Annotated in this window: 20 protein-coding genes; 11 read left to right on the forward strand and 9 right to left on the reverse strand. The window is 46.8% G+C overall.

The features are described from left to right. The first annotated feature begins 42 nt into the window (after window positions 1–42). Window positions 43–633, forward strand: a complete 591-nt coding sequence (locus ATL39_RS00570; RefSeq protein WP_120191337.1) for a hypothetical protein — start codon at window positions 43–45, stop codon at window positions 631–633. Here ATL39_RS00570 and eutB read toward each other — a convergent pair. Further along, complete coding sequence (gene eutB, locus ATL39_RS00575; protein ID WP_120191338.1) at window positions 628–1,590, reverse strand: hydroxyectoine utilization dehydratase EutB; 963 nt, start codon at window positions 1,588–1,590, stop codon at window positions 628–630. The two genes, ATL39_RS00570 and eutB, sit on opposite strands and share 6 nt — an antisense overlap. Before the next feature lie 104 nt (window positions 1,591–1,694). After that, window positions 1,695–2,039, reverse strand: coding sequence for a YolD-like family protein (locus ATL39_RS00580; RefSeq protein ID WP_120191339.1), 345 nt, complete (start codon window positions 2,037–2,039; stop codon window positions 1,695–1,697). A gap of 120 nt (window positions 2,040–2,159) precedes the next feature. On the opposite strand from ATL39_RS00580, the gene ATL39_RS00585 reads away from it, so the two are divergent. Both ATL39_RS00585 and aroA read left to right on the forward strand, forming a co-directional pair. Beyond that, entirely contained in the window at window positions 2,160–3,020 is an 861-nt protein-coding gene (locus tag ATL39_RS00585) for a VOC family protein (protein ID WP_120191340.1), read from the forward strand. 145 nt (window positions 3,021–3,165) lie between these two features. Continuing rightward, window positions 3,166–4,512, forward strand: coding sequence for a 3-phosphoshikimate 1-carboxyvinyltransferase (gene aroA / locus ATL39_RS00590; RefSeq protein ID WP_120191341.1), 1,347 nt, complete (start codon window positions 3,166–3,168; stop codon window positions 4,510–4,512). Here aroA and ATL39_RS00595 read toward each other — a convergent pair. The 5 genes from ATL39_RS00595 to ATL39_RS00615 all read right to left on the reverse strand — a co-directional run bounded on the left by ATL39_RS00595 (window position 4,509) and on the right by ATL39_RS00615 (window position 12,867). After that, window positions 4,509–5,597, reverse strand: a complete 1,089-nt coding sequence (locus ATL39_RS00595; protein ID WP_120191342.1) for a nitric oxide synthase oxygenase — start codon at window positions 5,595–5,597, stop codon at window positions 4,509–4,511. The two genes, aroA and ATL39_RS00595, sit on opposite strands and share 4 nt — an antisense overlap. 316 nt (window positions 5,598–5,913) lie before the next feature. Continuing rightward, window positions 5,914–7,266: an alkaline phosphatase gene (locus tag ATL39_RS00600; protein WP_245960886.1), complete on the reverse strand. Its 1,353-nt coding sequence runs from the start codon at window positions 7,264–7,266 to the stop codon at window positions 5,914–5,916. A gap of 355 nt (window positions 7,267–7,621) precedes the next feature. Continuing rightward, entirely contained in the window at window positions 7,622–9,553 is a 1,932-nt protein-coding gene (locus tag ATL39_RS00605; protein ID WP_120191343.1) for a PTS fructose transporter subunit IIABC, read from the reverse strand. 103 nt (window positions 9,554–9,656) lie between these two features. Beyond that, entirely contained in the window at window positions 9,657–11,558 is a 1,902-nt protein-coding gene (locus ATL39_RS00610; RefSeq protein WP_120191344.1) for a BglG family transcription antiterminator, read from the reverse strand. A 97-nt stretch (window positions 11,559–11,655) separates the two neighbouring features. After that, entirely contained in the window at window positions 11,656–12,867 is a 1,212-nt protein-coding gene (locus ATL39_RS00615) for a threonine synthase (RefSeq protein WP_120191345.1), read from the reverse strand. Between the two features lie 181 nt (window positions 12,868–13,048). On the opposite strand from ATL39_RS00615, the gene ATL39_RS00620 reads away from it, so the two are divergent. From ATL39_RS00620 to ATL39_RS00655, 8 genes are all read left to right on the forward strand, one after another. Further along, the gene (locus tag ATL39_RS00620) at window positions 13,049–14,788 is read left to right on the forward strand and encodes a sigma-54 interaction domain-containing protein (protein ID WP_120191346.1); all 1,740 of its coding nucleotides are present in this window, start codon (window positions 13,049–13,051) and stop codon (window positions 14,786–14,788) included. Between the two features lie 179 nt (window positions 14,789–14,967). After that, complete coding sequence (locus tag ATL39_RS00625) at window positions 14,968–16,146, forward strand: iron-containing alcohol dehydrogenase (protein ID WP_120191347.1); 1,179 nt, start codon at window positions 14,968–14,970, stop codon at window positions 16,144–16,146. A gap of 15 nt (window positions 16,147–16,161) precedes the next feature. After that, window positions 16,162–17,619 (forward strand): CoA-acylating methylmalonate-semialdehyde dehydrogenase, encoded by a 1,458-nt coding sequence (locus ATL39_RS00630; RefSeq protein ID WP_120191348.1) that lies wholly within the window; start codon window positions 16,162–16,164, stop codon window positions 17,617–17,619. Window positions 17,620–17,691: 72 nt separating this feature from the next. Then, window positions 17,692–18,135 (forward strand): DUF2188 domain-containing protein, encoded by a 444-nt coding sequence (locus tag ATL39_RS00635; RefSeq protein ID WP_120191349.1) that lies wholly within the window; start codon window positions 17,692–17,694, stop codon window positions 18,133–18,135. Window positions 18,136–18,386: 251 nt separating this feature from the next. Then, a complete protein-coding gene (locus ATL39_RS00640) occupies window positions 18,387–21,683 on the forward strand; it encodes a trifunctional glycoside hydrolase family 18/polysaccharide deacetylase/glycosyltransferase family 2 protein (RefSeq protein ID WP_120191350.1) in 3,297 nt (1,098 codons plus the stop codon). Window positions 21,684–21,706: 23 nt separating this feature from the next. Then, a complete protein-coding gene (locus tag ATL39_RS00645; protein WP_170146791.1) occupies window positions 21,707–22,930 on the forward strand; it encodes a family 8 glycosyl hydrolase in 1,224 nt (407 codons plus the stop codon). A 17-nt stretch (window positions 22,931–22,947) separates the two neighbouring features. Beyond that, window positions 22,948–23,175 carry a helix-turn-helix domain-containing protein gene (locus ATL39_RS00650; protein WP_120191352.1) on the forward strand — a complete coding sequence of 76 codons (228 nt, stop codon included), beginning with the start codon at window positions 22,948–22,950 and terminating at the stop codon, window positions 23,173–23,175. 162 nt (window positions 23,176–23,337) lie between these two features. Further along, window positions 23,338–24,387 (forward strand): NAD(P)-dependent alcohol dehydrogenase, encoded by a 1,050-nt coding sequence (locus ATL39_RS00655; protein WP_120191353.1) that lies wholly within the window; start codon window positions 23,338–23,340, stop codon window positions 24,385–24,387. Window positions 24,388–24,448: 61 nt separating this feature from the next. Here the strand turns inward: ATL39_RS00655 and ATL39_RS00660 are convergent, their stop codons facing one another. Continuing rightward, window positions 24,449–24,748 carry a hypothetical protein gene (locus tag ATL39_RS00660; protein ID WP_120191354.1) on the reverse strand — a complete coding sequence of 100 codons (300 nt, stop codon included), beginning with the start codon at window positions 24,746–24,748 and terminating at the stop codon, window positions 24,449–24,451. Beyond that, window positions 24,745–24,948 (reverse strand): hypothetical protein, encoded by a 204-nt coding sequence (locus tag ATL39_RS00665; RefSeq protein WP_120191355.1) that lies wholly within the window; start codon window positions 24,946–24,948, stop codon window positions 24,745–24,747. Before ATL39_RS00665 ends, ATL39_RS00660 begins: the two co-directional genes overlap by 4 nt. Window positions 24,949–25,013 lie beyond the last annotated feature (65 nt).

Genomic DNA, 25,013 nt, shown 5'->3' on the forward strand with positions numbered 1-25,013 from the left:
CTACAATGAAGGCAGGTATAAACACGTGAAGGGTGAGGTGCTATGGTGATTCATCGCTCATGGTCATGTAAATGGAACGAATTGACGTGCCAGCGGCTGGTCCGCTGGGAGGCATTGGAGAAAGATTACAAAGGCTTTCACGCTTTTGAGCAGCGCCTGCCTTTTTTTCAGGAAGCCCGCAGGCAGAAATTCTACATTCATGAAACCGTCCGCCATATTGAACACCGGGCCTCTCACCTGGCAAGAGAGGGAGAAAAAACAAAAGAGCTGCTGCGGCGCCAGAAAACCTGGCATCGCCATGCAGCGGACAGGCTGTTAAATATAGACTATGAACTGCTTCTTTATAAGCGTCTCTATGAAGGAGATCTTCCATATGTGCTTATGTCGCCGCGTCAGATGGAGGCGTGGATCCGTAAAGAAAAAGAGTATAACCTTCAGCTCGTCCATTTAATTGAAAGCGGAGGCGGCCCGCTGCAGAGTCTTTATTTTCTGGAACAGGTGCTCAAGCCAAAGCTGTTTAAAAAGTGGATCAAGCCGTATCAGCTGCCACAAAAAAAGAAAGCAGATAAACTGGACCTGCTTTCTGTGATTCCATATGGATTTGCAGATAAAAGAGACAGCCGGGAGCTATAAATAAGGCGTCACCGTTTCATAATGAACCGCCGGATCGATACTGTTTCCAGTAATAACGATGACCGTCGGGCCGTCGGGCCGGATGATCTTTTCAAGCAGCGCCGACACGCCGACTGCAGCACCGCCTTCTACAATAAGGCGGTGTTTTTTGTATAAAAAAGCCATAGCCCGGGCAATCGCTTCCTCCGAAACCGCGCAGCGGATGTCGGTGTAGTGCTCGATCATAGCCATAGTGTATTGATTGTCGAGTCCGATACCGCCAAGAAGGCTGTCTGCAAGCGTGGGTGTTTCCTCTACCTCAACAGGATGTCCTGCTTTCAGGCTTACCTGCATGGCGGCGCTTTTGCTGATAGTTACCCCGTGAACCTGAATGGAGGGATCGGTTTCTTTCATGGCCAGCCCGAGGCCGGACAAAAGGCCTCCTCCAGAGAGCCCCGCAATTACAGCCGATATATCCGGCAGCTCTTCCAGCAGCTCCAGGCCTATCGTGCCCTGACCTGCAATGATGAAGGGATCATCAAACGGAGGAATCAGGGTCAGTCCTTCTTTTCGAACAAGTTCAGCACTGATTTTGCCGGCTTCATCCTGGCTTTTTCCTTCTATACGAAGCTCAGCGCCGCTTTGCTGCAGCGCTTCTATTTTCGCGCGTGTTACCGTTTCTGCTACGCAGATCACAGCGCGGATGCCATGCGCGGCGGCGGCCCGTGCAACAGCAAATCCGTGATTGCCGGTGGAAAAGGTGACCACGCCTTTTTCTTTTTGGGCTTCCGTTAGAGAAGCAATCATATGGGTGGCGCCGCGAAGCTTAAACGACCCGGAAGGCTGGAGCTGTTCGAGCTTTAAATAAACGGGAACCCCTGTAAGCGCACTTAGTTCAGAGGAATGCATTAAAGGGGTCGGGGGAAGCTCCCTTTTTATAACAGCACGCGCTTTCCATATGTCACGAAGGTTCATCATATATCTTCCTTTCTTTTCAGGCTCCCGGCTTTTATGAAGAGCTGTCTTCAGCCTGAATCGAGAGACTTTTTTTCATGGTAGCATACAGTGGGCAGAGGTAATAATTATTTTTCAGCAATATCCACGAGAACATCGAACGAAATATAAAGGATCTCTTCTTCATTTGTTACATGAAGAAGCCTGCGCGTTGGATGAACAGATTGACAACGTCCGGAAAATAGTTTGTATTTCCCATCCTCCCAGTAGGAAAAGCAGTACTCCTGCGGCTTGCCTATAATCTGCTCCAGCGTCCAGGCCAGCTCTTCCAGACGCTGCTCATCAAGCAGTGGTTTTGGCAGGCGCCTGCCGGAAGCCCGGCGTTCATTCCAGGCGTCCCGATGCTCGGGAAGAATCATTCTCGAAGATTCCCATCTCATATTTGATCCCGGCGTTAGTTTGTTTTCAGTCATAACAGCCACCTCTTTCTTTCTATCATATATAAGAACGTGTGTTCTAGTAAAGAGTTATTTTTTGACTTACGAAAAGTAATGGAATAAATTTGAAATATCTTAAGAAAAAAGGAGCCGATTATGTCCTATCAAATACATGAAAAAACGAAAATAGGCCATGTGGAATTACTGATCTCTGATTTGGAAACGTCTCTGGAATTCTATCAGGACATGCTTGGATTTGAAGTGAAAAGCAGAAAAGGAAACCGGGCCGAATTAGGAGTTCAGGGGGAAATCAGGATTCTTTTAATACTCGAGGAAAAGCAGGGGGTACGGCCGAAACAAAAAACGAGCGGGCTTTATCATTTTGCTGTGTTAGTTCCGGACCGGGTGAGCCTTGGCTTGTCGCTTCGGCGTCTGCTGGAGAAAAAATATCCGCTGCAGGGCGCCTCGGACCATCAGTTCAGCGAAGCGGTGTATCTGGCGGACCCAGACGGCAACGGCATCGAAATATACCGTGACCGCCCGGAGCAGGAGTGGAAAAGAAATGCACACGGCGAACTTGCGGTACAAACGCTGCCGATGGATGTGGACGGTGTCCTTCAGGAAGCATCCGGATCGGCATGGAACGGTCTTCCGGCTGGAACCGTCATCGGCCATATACATCTCCACATCTCCAATTTCGAAAAATCCGCTCATTTTTATACAGAAGTGCTCGGATTTAACACGATGATTTCCATTCCGGGAAGCGCTTTGTTTGTTTCAGCCGGGGGCTATCACCATCATATTGCCGTGAACCTCTGGGCTGGAAATAATGCTCCGGCGCCTGCAGAAAATGCGGTTGGGCTGATGTATTACTCGATTGTTTTTCCGAATGAAGAAGAAAAATTAAAAGCAGCTGCGCGCTTAAAGGAAGAGGGAACGCCTTTAGAAGAAGATGGAAATGTGATCAGCTTTCAGGATCCGTCCGGAATCTGGGCTAAACTAACCACTGTTGTGTAAGCTTTAGAAAAGCAGACGCTCTCAGCCGGGCGTCTGCTTTTAAACGTGTGCATCCTTCCTGCGGGCTTTGATTTTGTGGCATAATAGGGACATGAACAAATGAAAAAATCAAACTACGACTACGATAAAAGGATGGATAGATACTATGAGTACTCCTGATTTAAAAGCACGTTCGCCCTGGTCGGCGTTAAATGATGTAGATAATGTAACGATACATCCGCTGAATGGAAAAGCTGTTTCGGTGGATATGACTGTACCGGGCAGTAAAAGCTTTACGAACCGGGCACTTATTCTGGCAGCACTTGCGGAAGGAACGTCTACGCTTTCCGGCCTGCTCAAAAGTGATGATTCCTATTGGTGCCTGGATGCACTGGAGAAGCTGGGCGTGGCTTCCCGGGTCACCGGGGACACGGTGGAAATAGACGGCTGCGGCGGCAGCTGGCCGGTCAAGGAAGCGGATCTTTATATCGGGGCAGCGGGGACGATTGCACGGTTTCTGCCAGGCGCGATTGCCGCAGCTGAGGGCGGATCATATCGGGTCGAGGCCAGCAGGCGGATGAGCGAACGGCCGGTCAAACCCTTAATGGAGGCGCTCGAGCAGCTGGGAGCACAGATCGAATACGAAGACAAAAAAGGATTCTACCCTCTCGTAATCAAGCCTTCCGGACTGCACGGCGGAAACGTAAGCATATCCGGCGCCGTATCAAGCCAGTTCATCAGCGGTCTGCTTATCTCAGGAGCAAACCAGCAGAATGATCTGACGGTAAACATACCTGATCATATCGTGCAGCATGCCTATGTAAAAATCACGCTGGATTTAATGAAGGAATTTGGAGTGAATTCTGTCTATAACGATGAATTGACCAAAATGACCGTTCCGGCTTCGGGCTACAAAGCCCGGGATATGGCTCTGGAAGCAGATGCTTCTACGGCGAGCTATTTTATGGCGCTTGCAGCTATTTCAGGCGGCCGGGTTCGTATTAACAATCTGCCTACCGAAACGAATCAGCCGGATATCGGCATGGTGGATTTGTATGAAAAAATGGGATGCACTGTAGAAAAAGGCGAAACCTATGTAGAGATTCAGGGACCGGAGCAGCTCAAAGGCGGCCTGGATATAAGTATGAAAGAAATGTCGGACCAGACGCTGACGATCGCTGCAATTGCTCCGTTTGCGGACGGACCGGTTACCCTGCGGGACGTAGAGCATATCCGCCATCACGAATCGGACCGCATTCATGCGATCTGCACCGAGCTTGGGAAACTGGGAATAAAGACAGATGAGTTCGCAGACGGACTGACTGTTTATCCCGGAACGCCGAAAGGAACCCCGTTATTATCTTATGATGACCACAGGGTAGCAATGGCGCTGTCTCTTGTAGGAGCAAAGGTGCCGGACGTAACGATTGCTGATCCGGGCTGCGTATCCAAAACGTGTCCTTCCTATTTTGAACTGTTGAAAGCAGCAGGGGTAGATATTACTTACAGTTAATAGAGTCTGTCCTGATAAAAGTAATTCGGCTTGTTGATATTATTGTTATATTCCTTATGAAAAATGGACGTTGTGGCAGGTGAAACCGGCGGAATCAGCCAGGTCCAGTCCCCGGTTACTTCCCTGCCGGCCTGGGCTTCTTTCTTTTCAAAACGCTCGAATTGAGAAGCGGCGGTATGGTGATCAACCATGCTGACGCCCTGCTTTTTGTAGGAGTGCAGAACGGCCCGGTTCAATTCCACAAGCGCACGGTCTTTCCAGAGAGTGGACGCGAATGAAGTATCCAGGCCCGCAATCTCAGCCATTTCGGGCAGAAGATTGTAGCGGCCGGTGTCCGCCAGGTTTCTGGCGCCGACTTCCGTTCCCATATACCAGCCGTTAAACGGAGCCGCCTGATAGGTGATACCGCCGATTTCAAGCTTCATGTCCGCTACGATAGGGACGGCGTACCATTTGTATTCTTTCTCCGCAAAAGCCTCGTATTCCGGATGCTCCAAAGGGACCTCAAGAACGAGGGAGGGGGGAATCGAAAACCATTTAGGTTCATTCTCACCAATACTGATTAAGATAGGGAGAACATCGAAATCCGTCCGGGATCCCTGCCAGCCCAGTTCGAGGCACTTATTAGTGAAATCAACAGAATCCGGATCGCCGATTATGCCATGTTCTGTCTGGTAGCCGGCGTAGCGGATCAGCTGATAGTTCCAGATACGAATAGACGGCTGCTCAGAGGAGGCCGGCGCAAATAAAGAAATGACCGGCAGAATCCTTCCTTCATTCGTCGCGTAGCGGATGTGCCGGAATAAAGACTGGGCGATTTCTTCTTCTGTACTGTCTTTTCTGCAGTCCAGCACATGAAGTGATTCCCAGAAAAACCGGCCGATACAGCGGTTGCTGTTGCGCCAGGCAAGCTTTGCTCCGATACGCAGTTCTTCCAGCGTATGGGTGTAGTGCCCGGTATCGGCAATCTCCATTTCGATCTGCTTCAAGCGCGTCTGCTGCACGCTGTTGTTTTTTCCTGCTTCCATATAGGCGAGTTCAATAAATGCTTTTGCTTCTTCTGTCAGCCGTTGTTTATCCTGCATAGAGACACCTCATCGCGTAGTTTCAATATATACAGTATATGACAGAAGGCGGACATATTCTAATATTACAAGCCGTATAATGAAGAGAGGAGAACGCTGTGCTGTTTTTAGTCGTTTTTTTTACTTTATTTTTACTGCTGCTTATGGGATTGGGTACGGCAAAGCTGCTGTTGTTCCGGGAGAAACCTTTTTCTCTCGGGCATTGGCTCAGTTTTTCGGCAGGAGCATCGCTTGCTTTGAGCGTTCTTTTTACTATATAAAAAACCCCCGTTCCGCCTTATATAAAAGACGGAACGGGGGTTTTAGCTGAGCGCTGTTATTGACCGATAAGGGCGCTCATTTTTTCAGGGAGTTCAGTGTTATCCAATAATCCGGTGAATTCCTCAGATCCGGCACCGTAGGCATATAATGGAACATCTGTACCAGTATGCTGGGAAGTGCCCCAGCCAACGTAGGCATATTCACTTACGATAGAATTAATTTCGGAAGCACGTGTTTCTTCATCTTCAGCATTTTGAATACGTTCTGCTTCTTCATCAGTGATATCAATACCAGTGAAGGTAGACAGTACTTCTGCTGCGTTGGAGGCATCATCATTGAGCTCAGACGCCATTTTGTTTCCTGTAGCCGTTACATCGCGTAGAACGTCCGGTTTAGCCATATATTCGTCATACCCGCCAACCGTCATACCGCCTGTTTCATGGTCACCTGCGACAACAACGAGCGTATTGCCTTCTGCTTCAGCGTAATCCACGGCTTCCTGTACAGCCATTTCAAATGCTTCGGTGTCGGTCATGGCCCAGGCTGCATCATGAGCGTGGCCGGCCCAGTCAATCTGGCTTCCTTCTACCATGAGGAAAAATCCATCTTCATCCTTCTCCAGAGACTGGATTGCCGAAGTCGTCATTTCAGAAATGCTTGGCTGCTCTTCCGGGCGTTCCAGCTCCGGAGACATTGCTTCTTCATGGAAAAGGCCTAGAATTTTTTCTTCCTCGGAAGCTTGAATGTCGTTAAGGTTTTCTGTATAGGTAAATCCGTCCGCTTCTGCTTTTTCTATAAGGTTATCCTGCTCCTGCTCGCCGCCTTCTGATTCAGGAAGAAACATATTTCGGCCTCCGCCCATAAGGACATCAACGTTTTCAAGCAGCTGCGGAGCAATTGCCGCCTCGTTATTGCGATCTTCTACGCTGGATCCGAAAACAGCCGGCGTGGCGTGGGTAATCGTAGATGTTGCAACCAGGCCGGTGGATTTGCCGGCATCTCCTGACTTTTCAAGTATGCTGTCCGGAGAATCGCCTTCCGGTGTCATACCGATCATGCCGTTTTCTGTTTTAACTCCGCGGGCCATCGCTGTTCCGGCTGCGGCAGAATCGGTTACGAGGTTGTCGGCTGAGTCGGTTTTCATCATGCCGGTTAAAAATTCGTCCCATACAGGGGCTTCCTCGCCCTTGAAGTGGCGGTAATTTGTAGCGTAAGCTGCGTCAAAACCATCAGGGATCATATAAATGATGTTTTCTACTTCTTCCGGCTTTTCTTTCTGGGAATGAGCCGGGGCGTTTCCATTGTCATCAGGCATGCTGGCGTAGGCTCCTGTTCCGGAGGAAAGAATAATCGACGTTCCAAGTCCAAGTGCGGCAACGCTTTTAAGTCTGTGAGGAATAGATTTCATGTTTTACTGACCCCTTTTCTGATTATGTTTTACATCCTTAACTATAGACGTTGGTTGTTAAGGAAGTATAAAGCATATTTAAAGAGAATCAGAGGGAAGGGGGACTATACTACTTTTCCAGTTTTTATAGCACAAAATAGTTATGTTTATAAAAAATAATATATAAATATACACATACATAAACGAAGATAAGTATAAAAGGCTCTATTTATAAGAATATTCTGAAATGAAAAACAAGTACTTTGGATTCACTGTGTATGTAAAATTTGTTAATCATAGGTAAAGAAAATATCATTTATATTATGGGAATATAGAAAAAAGCATGCCTGGTTCGGGCATGCTTTTAAAAATGAAGTTATATTTCATCAAGCAGCTTATAAATCTGCTGTTTATTTTCCGCCTGGATTAACTTCTCTCTGAATTCTTCATCCATCAGTTTTCTGGACAGCATCTGCAGAATTCGTAAATGATCATCGCCGGCCCGTTCTTCCGGTACCGCAATCATAAATATTAATTTCGCATTCGTGCCATCCATACTGTTCCAGTCCACGCCCTGCCGGTGAATGCCAAAGGCGACGGCGGGCTTTTTCACAACGTCGGCTTTTCCGTGGGGAATAGCCACATTCATACCGAGCCCGGTAGAGCCCTGCGCTTCCCGGTCCAGAATAACCTGTTTGAATGCCTTATTATCAGTAAGAACATCATTGCCGGAAAGGGTGCGGATCATTTCATCCATTACGTCTTCCCGGGAATCGGCAGTCAGTTCGGGGATAATCAGATCTCTTGAAACAAGGTCGGTCAGCTTATTAAATGTCGTTTCCTGCTGACTGCTTTCCGGAGACGGTGAAGCATCTCCGCTGCTTACAAGCGGTTCCTCCACCCCGCCGGCAGGTACAGCTACTGCTGTAACATCACGCTTGATCAGGTTGACAATAAAAGCAGTAATAAGAGAACCAACAAGAATGGCGATAAAAAACATCGTTACATTTGTTACGGCTCCGAGTACACCGACGATCGGGCCGCCATGGGCCACCTGATCGCCGACACCGCTCTGCATGGCAATGACTGCAGCTGCCATGGAACCGATCATAATGCTGGGAATAACCCGCAGCGGATCTTTAGCGGCAAAAGGAATAGCGCCTTCTGTGATGCCGAACAGTCCCATCGTAAAGGAAGCTTTTCCTGCCTCGATCTCCGGCTGCTCGAATTTTTTCTTATTCATAAATGTTGCAATGCCAAGGCCAATAGGAGGAACCGCAATTGCTGCTGCAACGGCACCCATAATAGCAAAGTTGCCCTCGGTAATCATCGCTGCCCCGAACAGAAAAGCTACTTTATTAACAGGACCGCCCATATCAAAGGAGATCATCGCACCTAAAATTAAGGCAAGCAATACGGTACTTGACCCTTCCATTCCGGCAAGCCATGTAGTCAGGCTTTCAAAAACAGCGGCAACCGGTGCACCGATCAAAAAGGAGAACGCAAGACCGACAATAAGTGAAGCTAATACTGGAATAATAATAATAGGCATAATTGGCTGGATAGCCCGTGGGACTTTCCATTTTTTAATCCATAATGCCACATAACCTGCCAGGAAACCGGCGATAATACCGCCGATGAAGCCGGCAGCGGCTTCGCTGCCGTAAAAGCTTCCATTTGCTGCAATATAACCGCCGATCATGCCCGGTGCAAGACCCGGCCTGTCGGCTATGCTCATTGCGATAAAGCCGGCCAGAATAGGTACCATAAAGGCAAAAGAGCCGGCGCCGATCGCTTCAATAGTACTCCAGATTGAATCCTCCGGAATAATTAAACCTTCTGCTGAGGGTACCCCTCCAAGTGATAAAGAAATGGCGATTAACAGTCCGCCGACTACGATAAAAGGAATCATGAACGAAACGCCGTTCATCAGGTGCCTGTAAATAGGGTTTTCTTTTTTCTTCTTTTCATCCTGCTTTTCTGCAGACCCGGATAGAGTTTCACCTTTATTGTCCAATATGTTTTGAATAAGCTGTTCCGGCTTGTGAATGCCGTCCTGCACTCCTGTTTCCACGTACTGCTTTCCCTGAAATCTGGATTTGTCGACATTTTTGTCGGCCGCAAAAATAACGCCTTCTGCTTCCTTTATATCTGTGTCGGTCAGGATATTTTCCGCTCCTACTGACCCCTGGGTCTCAACTTTTATTTCCACCCCGAGCTGAGCTGCGGCTTTCTGTAAATTTTCAGCTGCCATGTATGTATGGGCGATTCCTACAGGGCAGGCAGTAATAGCCACGATTTTTTTCATGCTGCCTCATCCTTTCCTTCTTTCTATAGTAAGTATAAAGAAAAAAGAAAGGTTTAATGAAAGCGTTATCTTTCCGGAAGATGCGGTAATTTGAAATTAATCGTCAAAATAAAGTAAAAACCGCTTCGGCATCGGCCAGGCTTTTGATGCGGGCTACACGGTCGGGCGAGTCGGACAGCTTTGAAATTTCTTCAAATAATTTTTTTACTTTCCCGCCTTCCTGTAGATCAGCCGCCAGCAGCAGCACAATGGCAGCTGAAGAGCCATTCCAGTCAATGGGATCGGAAAAGATACCAACCGCGACCGAAGGAATCTTGATAAAAGCCGGATCTCCGTGGGGGATGGCAACACCGCCTCCGATAAACGTAGACGACTTTTTTTCCCGGTTGATGGCACTCTCCACAAAAGCAGGAGTTACTTTGCCGGTCTCTTCAAGAAAGCCGGCTAAGTGAGTAATGGCTTTTATGTGATTGGATTCCTGTAGAAAGTGAATATGGGCCGGAGAAGAAATAAGTTCCTGCAGAACATTATGGCTGTTGTTTTTTAACGTATTTACCATGCGGTGTATTTGCTGCTGTTCTTCTTGTTTTAGAAAAGGAGAGACAACAACTATCGGCACGTCCGTTCTCTGAAGCGGCACTGTAGAAATGATGATGTCAATACGGTCTTCATCAAATCGTTCTGCTTCCTTCACCGCTGTACAGCCGACTGTCTGCAGCGAATGAAATTTCCGTTCCAGCTTTGTTTGAAGAAGACGAGACATGCCCATACCCATCGGGCAGACGATAAGCACCCGCATATAGTCAGCCGATGTTTTTTTGGACCGCTCCAGCGACACTTGAAAATGAATCGTCAGGTAAGCTATTTCTTCGAGCGGCCACTCTTTGGCAGGCTCGAGCTCCGCCAATGCTTCGATAATCATTTCGAACAAATAAGGATACATTTTTCTTATTTCCGAAGCCATGGGGTTATGGTGGCTGAAATGATGATCGATTCTTGCGGTACTGCTGTGAAGATGGGCCGCTGTGTCCCGAAACAGGTCGCTGTCCTTGTCGTATGGATGTCCGGTAACAGCAGTTACTATTTCAATTAAATGGTGGGTAAAACGGATCGTTTCCGGGTCTATCTGAAGCTTTTCAAAAATATTGGAGCCTTCTGCAGAGGGCAGTTCAAGCCTCGCACTGCGAAGATGAATGGACAAATAATATACTTCGGCCGGCGGCCATGTCATTTGAAAGTAAGCTTCGAGTTCTTTGACGAGCTGTGCTGCTTTTTTCATTTCTATTCTTTTCAGATCAATGGACTCTGCCGGGTAGGCGACGCAGCGTTTCCACATGATTCGTTTAACAGCCAGCAGTATGTGAATTAATAACGTTTCCCGGGACGCATGAGTATAGAAAAAAGAAGACTGCTGTTCAAGCCCTTTTATCATTTTGTTTACTGCCTCCCAGTCAAAGGGGGAAAACCATTCTTTTATAGGGTGATTTTCCTTTAAAGACTCACGGACAAGATCAGCCATAGCTGCCCGGCGGCCTGTTTCCGGTCCAATGACAGAAACACCGACGTTTGGCTTTAACTGAATACTCAACCGGTATTTCTGCAGGCGCTCACTGCCTTCTTTTAATAATTCTTTTATAACAGCCTGGCTTTCATAAAACTCTTCGCTCAGCTGTTTAATAGTCCATTCCTTTTTCGTATCCAGCAGCAGGCGGAGCAGAATGGAAATCTGCTCTTTTCTAGAGGAAAGCTGATTTTTTTCTTCAATAGAAAACAGCTGCTCCTTGATCTGGGCCTGCTTTTCTTCAGAAGGGTTAAAGCGTATACCGCGGCTCGGCCGGCGGACGAGATTTCCCCACTGATGAGCTTCAATGTACTCATTAATGGCTTTTAATTCCGTACGAACCGTTTTTTCTGAGCATCCAATAAAGTCAGCGACGCTTTGAATGGCTACGTAGTTCTGCTGGTCGTACAAATAGGCAGTAATTTTCCGCTGGCGGCCTGTCATTGCATTTTCTCCTTTCTTAGTTATTGATATGGGAAAAAAACTGTCTTAAAGAGAGCGGGTACTCTTAAGACAGTTTTGATGAAAAGATGAGGGACGGTTATAAAGTATCGCCCGGTTTGAGAACAGATGCATTTGCTTCTATCGTTTCTGGATATTTAATGCCCATGCCGGTATTCAGGCACAAAACAGAGTCGTTTGGTTTAATCCAGCGGTCTTCTCTCAGTTCACGGACCGCAGAAAAGAGGGCGGCACCCTCCGGACAGATGAAGGTTCCTTCGGTCCGGGTTACGTGACGCTGCTCTTTTAAAATACGGGCATCATCTATAGCAACAGCACAGCCTCCCGTTTCATAAATAGCTTCGAGAACGAGAAAATCTCCGAGCGCTTTAGGTACATTTATTCCAAAAGCAGCGGTCCTGGATTCCGGCCAGAATTCCGAAGATGTTTTCCCCTGTTTGTATGCCTCTACGATAGGGGCGCATTCTTCTGCCTGGACCGCCACAAGCCTGGGCATTTTTGAAGATAGAATCCAGCCGAGCTCCATCAGCTCTTTAAATGCTTTATAAATGCCGATTAAGCCCACTCCGCCGCCGGTTGGATACAAAATAACATCCGGAAGCTTCCACTGCAGCTGCTCTGCAATCTCAAATCCCATCGTTTTTTTGCCTTCAATCCGGTACGGTTCTTTAAGCGTGGATACATCAAACCACCCGTACTTTTCAACGGAACGGGCCACAATCTTTCCGGCATCGCTGATGAGGCCGTTTACCAGATGAAGATCCGCGCCGGCAGCGGCGCACTCTTTTCTTGTAACAATTGGTGCATCCACCGGCATGACAATATGCGAGGTAATAGAGGCTCTGGCGGCATACAGCGACCAGGCGGCCCCCGCGTTTCCATTTGTAGGCATCGCGATTTCTTTGATACCGAGTTCTTTGGCTTTGGATACTCCGACCGCGGCACCGCGGGATTTAAAGGAACCGGTGGGAGTTAAGCCTTCATCTTTCATCGTCAATTGCTTAATGTCCAATTCTTCTGCCAATTTCTTCATGGGAAGAATAGGAGTCATGCCTTCCCCCATAGAAACTATGTTCTCTTCTTTTTTTACCGGAAGCAGCTCATGATAGCGCCACAAAGTAGGCGCCCGGTCTCGCAGGCTGGATTTCTGGTACTGTACATTAAGGGAATCGAGATCATACGCTGTGAGAAGCGGCGAGCCGCAGACACAGAGGTTATGGGGTTCGTTAATAGAGTAAGTCTTGCTGCATTTAGGACAGTATAAGTGGGAAACGTAGCTATAGGCTGGCAAAAGAATCCTCCTTTAATGGCAAATGTAGGTAAGTATAGTTTAACATGAAAACGCTCTTCAACGTTTCACGTGAAACGTATTCGTTTTATAAAATCAATAAACGGGGTACATAAACTATAACGATGTCGATAAAAACAACAAGAGACGGATGGAAGTAAAATAAAAAGAGGTGGTCAAAAAAATGGCAAAAACAAAAGCGTCGAAAAAAGAGCACAACTTTTCCTTTGTGATGATGGAAGACGCGAAAGTGACGGATATATTGAAACAGAAAGCAGTAAACAGCAGCGATCCGGTTTTGTGTGTCGATGCAAAAGGAAAACCGGCGGGCTGGATCAATGAACAAAAACTGTACAGCCATCTGGAAAAAGAAAAAAGTCTTGATAAAAAAGTGAAAAAAGGCTGGCTTGAAGAAGTCTATACGATTCAGGAAGAAGACACTGCCTCCCTGCAGGTGGAAAATCTGCCTGCTGTTATTGTAAATAAAAAAGGACAGGCGCGGCGCGTTATTACGCCGGCAGCATGGTTTGAAAAAGAGTATGCTAATTTAATTCAGCAGCGGAACATAGCCCAGGTTATTCTTGAAAGTGCCTACGAAGGAATTGCCGTGGTCGATAAAGAAGGGCGCCTCAAGCAGATGAATCAGGCGTACCGGAGCTTTCTTGGAATTGATCCCGATGAAGATGTTTCGGGACGCCCGGCAGAAGACGTTATTGAAAACACACGGCTTCACGAAGTAGTACGGACAGGCATACCGGAAAAAGGCGAAATCCAGGTTATCCAGGGCCAGAAAATGGTAGTCCACCGCCTTCCGATCTGGGAAGACGGAGAAATAGCCGGTGCAGTTGGAATGCTGATTTTTGAAGGGGTAAGCGAACTGTACCGCATTCTCGGAAATGCCGCTGATATGAATGTGGAAGCACCGTTCGAAAGCGAAGAAGGGCAGACAAGGGGCCAGTCTCACCTTCATCGATTTGAGGACATTATAGGGGAAAGCCGTGTTGTGAAAGAAAGCAAGAGCACTGCCAGAAAATCAGCGAGAACGAATGCTACCGTATTAATTACCGGAGAAAGCGGCACGGGAAAAGAACTGTTTGCCCAGGCCATTCATCTGACAAGCGGAAGAAAAGGCGGGTTTATCAGCGTAAACTGCGCTGCTATTCCGGAACACCTGCTGGAATCGGAGCTTTTCGGCTATGAAGAAGGAGCTTTTACAGGAGCCAAAAAAGAGGGACATACCGGTAAATTTGAAGCAGCTCACAACGGAACGATTTTTCTGGATGAGATTGGCAACATGTCCCTGCCGATGCAGGCGAAAATCCTGCGGGTACTGGAAGAACGTGCCGTAACTAAAGTTGGCGGCCTAGCCCAGATTCCTTTAAACGTAAAAGTTATCGCCGCTACAAACGCCAATCTGGAAAAACGGGTAAAAGAAGGCACGTTCCGGGAAGATCTATATTACCGCCTGCACGTGATCCCGGTGGACGTAGCGCCTCTCCGCCAGCGTCCCAAAGATATTCCGCTTCTTTTCAGCCACTATATGCAGCGTTTCAGCAAGGAAAACAATATAGAAGTAAAGCAGATGGACCAGGAAGCGCTGGAAGCATTTATGTCCTATGAATGGCCGGGGAATATACGGGAACTGATGAATGTAACCGAACAGCTGGTAACGCTCGTGGATGGAAATGAAATCACGCTTAAAGACCTGCCGGACATCGTGAGTTCAAGGCTGAACGGGGAAACAGGAATGGTGGAAGACAATCATTCACTGAAATCCGAACAGCATAAGCAGGAAAAACAGGTTATTATTCAGGCGCTGGAAAAGCATGAAGGCAACAAATCAAAAGCTGCCCAGGACCTGGGAATCCATCGTACAACCTTGTACAAAAAAATCAAAGATTTTCAAATAGAAGAAAAAGTGTAGCAAAAATGGGAAAAGTGTAGGTTAAAATCTACACTTTTTTCTTTGTTTTCTGCATAATCTTTTAAAAGTGTTTGTGGAAAACGAAGAAAACCCCTGTGCTGACAGGCAAAACCTTTTTGCCAATCAGATTGGCACGATCTTTGCAATAACAAAGGGGAGAACGAAAGGAGGATCCACAAATGAAAGTAAATACAATGAATTTTCCTGAAAGGATTGTCTATGGACCCGGCAGTTTAGGCAGTATCGGGGAGGAGGCAGGAAAAGAAGGAAGCAGGGCATTAATTGTAAGCGATAACATAATGAAGAAACTAGGCTACCTGGAAACGTGTGAAAAAGCTCTTCATGAGAGCGGCCTGCACTCTGCAGCTTTTCTGGACATTGAAACAGAACCTACTGATACGTATGTAGAAAAAGCTCTGGAGATGGTAAAGCAGGAAAACGCAGACGTTATTATTGCCCTTGGCGGCGGCAGCTGCATCGATACAGCCAAAGCAGTAGCGGTGCTGGCAAATAATGAAGGCGCTATCAAAGATTATATGAACAATAAAAAAACAGCAGCACACAAAGCCCTGCCGTTAATTGCTGTCCCTACTACAGCCGGTACAGGCTCAGAAGCGACGGATGTGACGGTCATAACAAATACCGCAGACGGCGTGAAAATGATGATAAAACAGCCTGCTTTTATGCCAAAAGCTGCGATTATTGATTCGCATCTGTCCATGAGTTCACCGAAATCTATCAAAGCAGCAACAGGAATGGACGCGCTGACGCATGCGATAGAGGCCTATATTTCCAAAAAAGCGCATGTATTCTCCGATCAGCTGGCACTTTCTTCAGCCAAATTGATTATGCATAACATTCTTAAAAGCTACGAAGATAAAGAGGATACGCATGCCGCAGAGCAGATGGCGCTTGGTGCGATGCAGGGCGGAATGGCTTTTTCCAACGCTTCTGTGTGCCTCGTACACGGCATGTCCAGGCCGATAGGAGCCATGTTTCATGTGCCGCATGGTATTTCCAATGCGATGCTGCTTCCTGTCATTTTGGAATACAGCAGTGACTCCTGCCGGTACAGGCTCAGCGAACTAGCGGCTTTTATCTATCCGGAATGGGCAGACCTCCCGGAGGAAGAAGCCGCCGGGCGGTTTGTCAATAAAGTGCTGGAACTGTGCCAAAAGCTGGGGATTCCCAATATGAAAGGATGGGGCATCGAAGAAGATGCGTATCATCAGGTGCTCGAAAAGATGGCAGCCGATGCGCTGGAGAGCGGCAGCCCCGGAAATAATCCCATTGTTCCTACTGAAAAAGAGATTATTGCATTGTACGAAAAAGCCTACGTGTACGAATATACTAATTAAAAGGAGCGGATAGCGATGACAGTACAAACAGCGAGAACATTGAAAAATTTTATTGGGGGTAAATGGACAGAGTCCACCTCCGGCCAGACAGAAGTGGTGCCCAACCCAGCTACAGAGAAAGAACTGGCTTATGTGCCTCTCTCTTCTACAGAAGAAGTCGATCAGGCAGTGACCGCAGCAAAGGAAGCATTTAAAACATGGAAAAAAGTACCGGTACCAAGAAGAGCGCGGATTCTCTTTAAATACCAGCAGCTTCTTATGGATAACTACGATGAGCTGGCTGAAATTATCACGCTCGAAAACGGAAAATGCTATAACGATGCTTACGGGGAAGTACAGCGGGGAATTGAGTGCGTCGAATTTGCCGCCGGTGCTCCGACGCTTATGATGGGAGATACCCTCCCTGATATTGCGACTAACATTGAATCAAGCATGTACCGGTATCCGGTTGGTGTAGTAGGCGGGATTACGCCTTTTAACTTCCCGATGATGGTGCCGTGCTGGATGTTCCCGCTCGCAGTTGCCTGCGGAAATACGTTCGTGCTGAAGCCTTCGGAGCGGACGCCTATGCTGGCCGAACGGCTCGTCGAATTGTTTACAGAAGCCGGTCTCCCGGATGGTGTTCTTAATATTGTGCATGGCGCGCATGACGTGGTGAACGGTCTGCTTGAGCATGACGATGTGTCTGCGATTAGTTTCGTAGGCTCCCAGCCCGTTGCGGAATATATTTATAAAACGGCTGCCCAGCATGGAAAAAGAGTCCAGGCGCTTGCAGGAGCAAAAAACCACGCTATCGTCCTGGAAGACTGTGACATGGAGAAAACGATTCAGGGCATTATCAGCGGTGCCTTCGGAAGTGCCGGCCAGCGCTGCATGGCGACCTCGGTCGTTGTCGTTACCGAGGATATTGCAGACACGTTTCTGGAGAACCTAAAAGAAGCGGCAGATCAGCTCGTACTTGGAGACGGTATGGATGAGCAGGTAAACCTTGGTCCTGTTATCCGCCAGTCCCATCTGGATAAAGTACATTCCTTTATTGAAAGCGGACAAGGGGAAGGTGCCTCCCTTTACCGGGATGGAAGAGAAGATACCCGGGGAATGGACAAAGGCTACTTTCTTGGAGCGACGGTGTTCGACCAAGTAACGACCTCGATGGATATATGGAAAAAAGAAATATTTGCTCCGGTATTATCGGTCATACGGGTGAAGGATTTAACCGAGGCAATTGATGTTACCAACCAATCTGATTTCGGAAACGGTGCGGTGCTGTATTCTTCGAGCGGTCATGCGACCCGCCAGTTCCGGGAGGATATTGAAGTAGGCATGCTCGGCGTAAACGTTAACGTACCAGCTCCAATGGCGTTTTTCCCATTCTCCGGCTGGAAAAATTCATTCTACGGTGATCTGCATGCGAATGGAAAAGACGGTGTTGAGTTTTATACGAGACGTAAGATGCTGACTTCGAGATGGTAGGAGGTACGGTTTCAAGAAATGGAAAAAAGGTTATAAAGAGGTAAAATCACTTTACAACAGGAGGTTTTACTGATGCCTTGGAACATGAACGATTATCCATCCTCTTTAAAGAATCTGGAAAAGCCTGTACGCAAAAAGGCTATTGATATTGCCAACGCCATGCTGGATGAAGGCTATGATGAAGGAAAAGCAATTCCGATCGCCACAAAGCAGGCGGAAAAGTGGTACGATGACGCGGAGAAGCAGGAAATAGACGAGTACATGGACAACGAACGTGTAACCCCGGGGTCCAGCAGCGAATATGAAAGCCGGCCTGAGCTAATGGAAAAGGCTGAATTGGTCGAGTCCCATGAAAACGGCTGGGCTGTTCGCTCAAAGGACGCAAAACAGCCTGCAGCAGTGTACGATAAGAAGAACGATGCAGTGAAACGAGCGAAAGAAATCGCTGAAAAACAGGGAACGGAAGCTGTCATTTATAAAAAAGACGGCAGTATTGAAACAAGATACTCCTATTAATCACTTGAAGTACCAGGCCTTTGACTGCTTTTGCAGTCAGGCCTGGTATTTTTTTATCGAATGTATAATTTATAATGAACTTTTTGTTCGTTATAAAGATCAAATAGTTATATATTAGGAGTAATTAAGAGAAAAAGGAAGAAAATACGGAGGTAATTTCGAAATTCAGCCTATTACGGAATTTACGTTTTCTGTTGTTCGTTATATGATACAAAAAGTAAATTATATAACGAATAGTAGGGGTGAGCGGGTTGAAGCGACGTAAAAACGAACCGAAAAAATTTATCTTCATGGAAGAGTCAGGAAAGAGATGGAAAATATCTAAATACACTTTCCTGTTATCTATAATAGCATTGGCGGTTATAGCAGGAGTCATGCTCCGTGCACTGGTGCAGGCGCCTAATATGGCAGCAGTAGATGTCAGTACCCACAACATTGAACCTATCTTAACCCCTTTCGCTCAAGGCAGTAATGAAGAAGAATCGGAAACAGACGATAGAGATCCATTGGAATTAACAGCAGGACAGAAATCGCAGAATACAGATGTTTTTGCTTTTTATCAGCAGGGCTTTCATGCAGAAGATCAGCATAAGCTTTCCCTGGAACGCAACATTTCTACGATTGATACACTGGTTCCCAACTGGTTTACATTAACGAAAGATTTTACGATCGAAAAGAATGCAGATACCGAAGTAGACGCAGCGGCAAAAGAAGCCGGGGTGAAAATCCTCCCTGATATTTCCCTGACCTATGACGGAACAGAAGAAACAATGGATGAGCTTATGGATGATCCAAAAAAACAGGATAAAGTGATCAAGGAACTGTATGACATGGTAGAGGACGGCGGGTATGATGGGATTCATATGAATCTGACATATATCGAATACGAAGATGCCGGAAAATTTGAAGATTTCTCCGAAAACCTGTATACTACCTTTCATGATTCGGGTCTTACCGTAGCGCTTAATACTCGTGTAGAAGATGATACATTTGATACAGAAGTATTAGCGGACTATGCGGATCATCTAGTTGTTCAGGCTTATGATGAGAATAACGAGAACAGCAAATCCGGTTCTCCGATCGCTTCGTTTGAATGGACGCAGGAATTGTTTGAGCAGTATGACGGTCCGGAGGACAAGCTGGTATTATCGCTTGCCAACTTTGGCTATAATTGGAACGTGACCCAGGATACTTCTGCGGAAACAATGAGTTTCCCCCAAATTATGCAGCAGGCCGGCAACCAAAATCTGGAGGTCCAGTGGGACGAAAAAAATTTTACCCCTTATGTTCGTTATAAAGAAGGATCTGACGAACACCTAATAGGATTTCTGGATGCTTCCACCTTTTACAACCAGATGATGATCGCTAAATCCAACAACGTTCATTCCATTGGCGTATGGAACATCGGCTCAGAAGACCCGTCGATCTGGAACTTGTTTGAAAATGGAGCAGATCCTTCATCCATCGAAACTATTCCCAACATCGTTCCTATTACGGACGGCGGCGCAGGAGACGTTTTTAAAGTAACCACGGACGAAAAGGACGGAGAACGCAGTCTGGAGACAACGGGCAGTGTGATTACCGGGCAGGAGTACCTGGAGTATTCCACTCCATATCACATCGAACGATACGGCCAGGCGGAAAAAAAGATAGCTATTTCTTTTGATGACGGGCCGGACCCAAAATACACCGGACAGATTCTGGATATTTTAAGTGAGCATGAAACGCCGGCTACTTTCTTTGTACTCGGCCAGAATGCCTCCAGCCATCCGGAATTTGTGGAAAGAATTTATCGTGAAGGCCACGAAATCGGCAATCATACGTACAGCCATAAAGATATTCAAAAAAGTTCCACCAGGGAATTTGATTTTGAACTGAATTCCACTCAGCGCGTTATTCAGGGTATTACCGGCCGGTCCACCGTGTTATTCCGTCCGCCGTTCTTATCGACAAACGATGAAGGAAGCAATGTGCCGGCAAAAGAAACAATGGAAAAAATTTCACATGCGCAGGAACTCGATTATATGCTGATGGGTTCTCTTATCGACCCGAGAGACTGGGAAGGCGATAAAACAAGCGATCAGATTGTAAAAGAAGTAACAGAACGGGCAGAAGACGGTAATATTATTCTTCTCCATGATGCCGGCGGCGACCGGACATCAACGATCGAAGCTCTTCCCCGGATCATTGAATGGCTGGAACAGGAAGGCTACGATATCGTTCCATCCGCCGAGCTGATCGGCATGTCAAGAGATGAAGTCATGCCGGAAGTGTCTGAAACTGAAGAAGCAATCAGCCCATTTTTCAGCCGCGGCTCGATTACAGCTTCAAGCATCACCGAGGGCGTGACCTACTTTATTTATGCGCTGATAGGAATAGGACTGCTTCGTCTTGCCGTATTGATCTTTTTCAGCTGGAAGCAGAAACGCAGAAAAAGAGAATTCGATGACTCGTACCAGCCTTTAGTCAGCGTACTGATTGCAGCTTATAACGAAGAGACCGTTATTGCGAAAACGATTCGTTCCATTTTAAAAAGCCGTTATCCTAATTTAGATATCGTTGTCGTCGATGATGGATCAAAAGATGACACAAGAAGGGTAATGGAAGAGGAGTTCGGCAGTTATTCCAACGTACGCCTCATCAAAAAGCCCAACGGAGGCAAGTCTTCTGCGCTGAACGTTGGCTTCAAAGAGGTATATGGAGAAATCACAGTTACTCTGGACGCCGATACGACAATTGATGAACACACGATTACGAACCTTGTCCGCCATTTTTCTGATGAACGAGTAGGAGCGGTATCGGGCAATGTGAAAATCGGTAACCGTAAAAATTTATTAACGTGGTGGCAGCACATTGAGTATGTTACAGGATTTAATTTGGAAAAACGGGCTTTCGATGAATTAGAATGCATCAGCGTCGTTCCGGGAGCCGTAGGGGGCTGGAGAAACTCCGCCCTGCAGGAAGTAAATTATTTTGAAGAAGATACGCTTGCCGAAGATACAGACGTTACATTGAAGCTGCTTCGCCAGGGTTATCTGATTAAAAGTGAAGTAGACGCTGTCGCTTATACCGAAGCGCCGGAAGATGTGAGAAGCTTTGTAAAACAGCGTTACCGCTGGACATACGGTATTCTGCAGTGTTTCTGGAAGCATAAGCGCGCCATGGTGGACGGCAAAAACAAAAAGCTGACTTTTATTGCAGCTCCGAACATGCTGTTCCAGTATGTATTAATCGCTTCTGCGCCGCTTATTGACCTGATTCTTCTGCTGGGCCTTGCTTCCGGATCCCTGCGTGTTCTGTACTTTTATGCCGGGTTCCTGCTGGTGGATACGCTCGTTTCCGTGTATGCTTTTAAACTGGAAAATGAAAGCAAAAAACCGTTAGTTACCGTGTTTATTCAACGCCTGGTATACAGACAATTTTTCACATATGTCGTCTGGAAATCCTTTGTATTCGCCATCCGTGGAGGAGTAATGGGATGGAATAAACTGAAGCGCACAGGTAATGTGAACTCAGTGTCTACCATACAGCCAAAACGCGGATCTTAATGAGAATGGGTGAGGATTTAAATATGCTGACAAAAATAAAAAAAGCATGGATGCTCATGGTCGTTTCGGTTCTCGGCCTTTTCGGTCTTGCCTGCGAACGATCCCAGGAGCAGGAAGCACTGATCAAGCCGGATCATGTGCCGGAAGAGCAGATCTCCCAGGATATTCTCGACGCATACAGCGATTGGACAGAGACCTATGTGAAAACCGCTTCAGGCGGAGAGGAAACCATGTATTACGTGGCTTATGATGAACAGGGAAATACGGTATCGGAAGCCCACGGCTACGGCATGCTGATTACAGCAGAAATGGCCGCTTATACAGACGACACCAAGGCTTATTTTGACGGCATGTATCATTATTTTAAACACTACCCGTCTACAAATAACAGTGCCTTTATGGCATGGAAACAAAGGGATCAGGGAGATGGCACCATGATCAACGATAATGGGGAAATCACCGGTTCCGCCACAGACGGGGATATGGATATAGCCTATGCTCTTCTGCTGGCAGATGAAGCATGGGGAAGCAGCGGATCCATTAATTACCGGGAAGAAGCAGTTACGATTATTAATGCGCTGATGGACGATGTGATTCATGAGGATACGCATCTTCCTCTTCTCGGTGACTGGGTGCGCGGCAACGATCCTGTGTACAGTGAAGCTACAAGAACGTCCGATTGGATGGGCGGCCACGCTGCCGTTTTTGCAGAAGCCGCTGAAGACAACAGATGGGAAGACGTCGAAAAAGCGATTGTAGACACGACAGAAGAAGTCCAGAATGAGCACAGCCCGGACACGGGCCTTCTGCCTGATTTTCTTATTTACGAAGATGAACAGTGGAGTCCGGCTCCGCCGCAGTTTTTGGAACGGGACAGTGACGGCGATTATTCCTATAATGCAGCAAGAGTTCCGTGGAGAATGGCGGAAGCTTACCAGACTACCGGAAACAATCAGGTAAGAGAACAGCTGAAGAGGATAAACGAATGGGCAGAAACCCATGCTGATGGGGATCCGGCCTCGTTTCAGGCGGGGTACACTTTGGAAGGAGAAGCTCTGGCCGGGCATACGGATATGGTTTATACCGCTCCGCTTGCTGCCGGTGCTTCTATAGATGAGTCGAAACAGGAATGGTTGAATCAGCTGTGGGATAAGATGACGGTAGACTACGAAGACTCGGATCGGAATTACTACAATGACAGTGTGAGGCTGCTATCTATGCTGACGGTGAATCATAAAAATGAATAAAGAAGAAGGAATGCATTATGATTGGGATTGGAAACCGAATCCATCATTATCGAAAGAAAAATCAGCTGACGATCACTGCCCTGGCCGAGCGTTCCGGCTTATCACGTTCCTATTTAAGCAATCTGGAAAAAAATAAAGTAGTGAACCCTTCCATCAATGTACTAAACAAAATAGCAGAAGTCTTAAGTATTGATGTGCTTCATCTGCTTCATGAAGAAGCCAAAAATGAATGCACCAGCGAATAGAAAAACAGCGCCTGAGGGTGCTGTTTTTTTGTGTTGGAAAATTTTATTTTACAGCTGCGGCAGTGGGGGGCGTGATTGATGTCGGAAGGAAAAGGGTATTGAATGACGTTGTCGTCTTACTTTTAGTAAATAAACATAATCATACATGGAGGTTTTTATTCAATGATAAAAGCAAATGCAAGAGGCGTATCCGGTCCGACAGAAAAATTTGAACCGATTACGGTAGAGCGCCGCGATCTTGATTCACGCGACGTTTTGATTGAAATTAAATATGCCGGTATCTGTCACTCTGATATTCACTGTGCCCACAGCGAGTGGAAAGAGGAAACGTACCCTGTTATACCCGGTCATGAAATTGCCGGCATCGTTATGGAAACAGGATCGGACGTAAAAAAATATAAATCAGGAGATCGCGTTGGTGTCGGCTGTATGGTCGATTCATGCGGAGAGTGTGAGAACTGTAAAAAGGGAGAAGAACAGTTCTGTCTGAAGGGAGCAACGATGACGTATGCCGACGTAGACAAATACGGGGACCATACGTACGGAGGATATTCCACTCATATCGTAGTGCCCGAGGATTTTGTGCTTCATATTCCTGAAGGCATTGAGCTGGACGTTGCAGCACCACTGCTGTGCGCCGGTATTACTACCTATTCGCCGTTGAACCGCTGGGGAGCCGGACCGGGAAAAAAAGTAGCAGTAGTCGGCCTGGGCGGACTGGGCCATATGGGAGTGAAGATTGCGAACGCCATGGGAGCTGAGGTTACAGTGCTTTCCCAGACCCTCAATAAAAAAGAAGACGGCCTGCGCCTTGGAGCCGATCATTACTACGCAACAAGTGATGCCTCTACTTTTGAAACGCTGGCAGGGACATTTGATCTGATCATTAATACAGTCAGCGCTAAAATTGACGTAGATGCTTTTCTTTCTTTATTAACCGTGGACGGTGCTCTGGTAAACGTAGGTGCACCTTCTGAACCATTGTCGCTGAACGTCTTTTCCCTGCTCGGCGGACGCCGCTCGTTTGCAGGTTCTATGATCGGCGGCATTCCGGAAACACAGAAAATGCTCGATTTCTGCGCCGAACATGGCATTGGTTCGGAAATTGAAGTAATTTCGGCGGACCAGATTGATGAAGCGTATGAAAGAGTAATGGCTTCGGATGTGAGATACCGCTTTGTTATTGATGCCGGCACTATAGGCGCTGAATAATAAACCAGCCGGATGATGTATTCAAACCACCGTTTTCCCAAAAGGAGAGCGGTGGTTTGTGTTATGTTAATCTATCAGCAGGCTTCCAGCCGTGTTTTTTCAAATGGTTAAGGTATTCCTCCACTGGAATATCCTGAATTTCAATGGCAAGCGGGGATAAAGAAACCCAGCATTCATCCTTCGAATAGTCCAGGGTTACTTTCACGACTTCATATCCGTTATGAAAGCCGGGGTGGAATCCGTTATCGCTGATAATATCTTCCTTTGCAGGGCGGATGGATGACGAATAGGTTTTGGTCATCACTTCGCCGGGATGAGTTTCATGGGCAGAGTGAATAAAAACAATCAAATGAATATTCACTGGCTCTGCCTCCTGTTCTGGAACCCAAAAGAAGAAGGATGGCTGCCGTCTTTTTCAATATAGATAACCATTGCACTGAAGTAGAGGAGCGGAGAGGCAAATTTAATATCTATTATTTCTGTGCTTTCTTGCTGCAAAAAATAATTTATCCGCTCATCCAGTTTTTTCTCTGACCAGGCATAAAAAGTTTTTACATTCATCAAACGCTCATCCTTTCTATATAATAGTATGTAAAAGCTCATAAGAACGACGAAATAGAGTCTTA

It is taken from the genome of Sinobaca qinghaiensis (assembly GCF_003610495.1).
Taxonomy (GTDB): domain Bacteria; phylum Bacillota; class Bacilli; order Bacillales; family Marinococcaceae; genus Sinobaca; species Sinobaca qinghaiensis.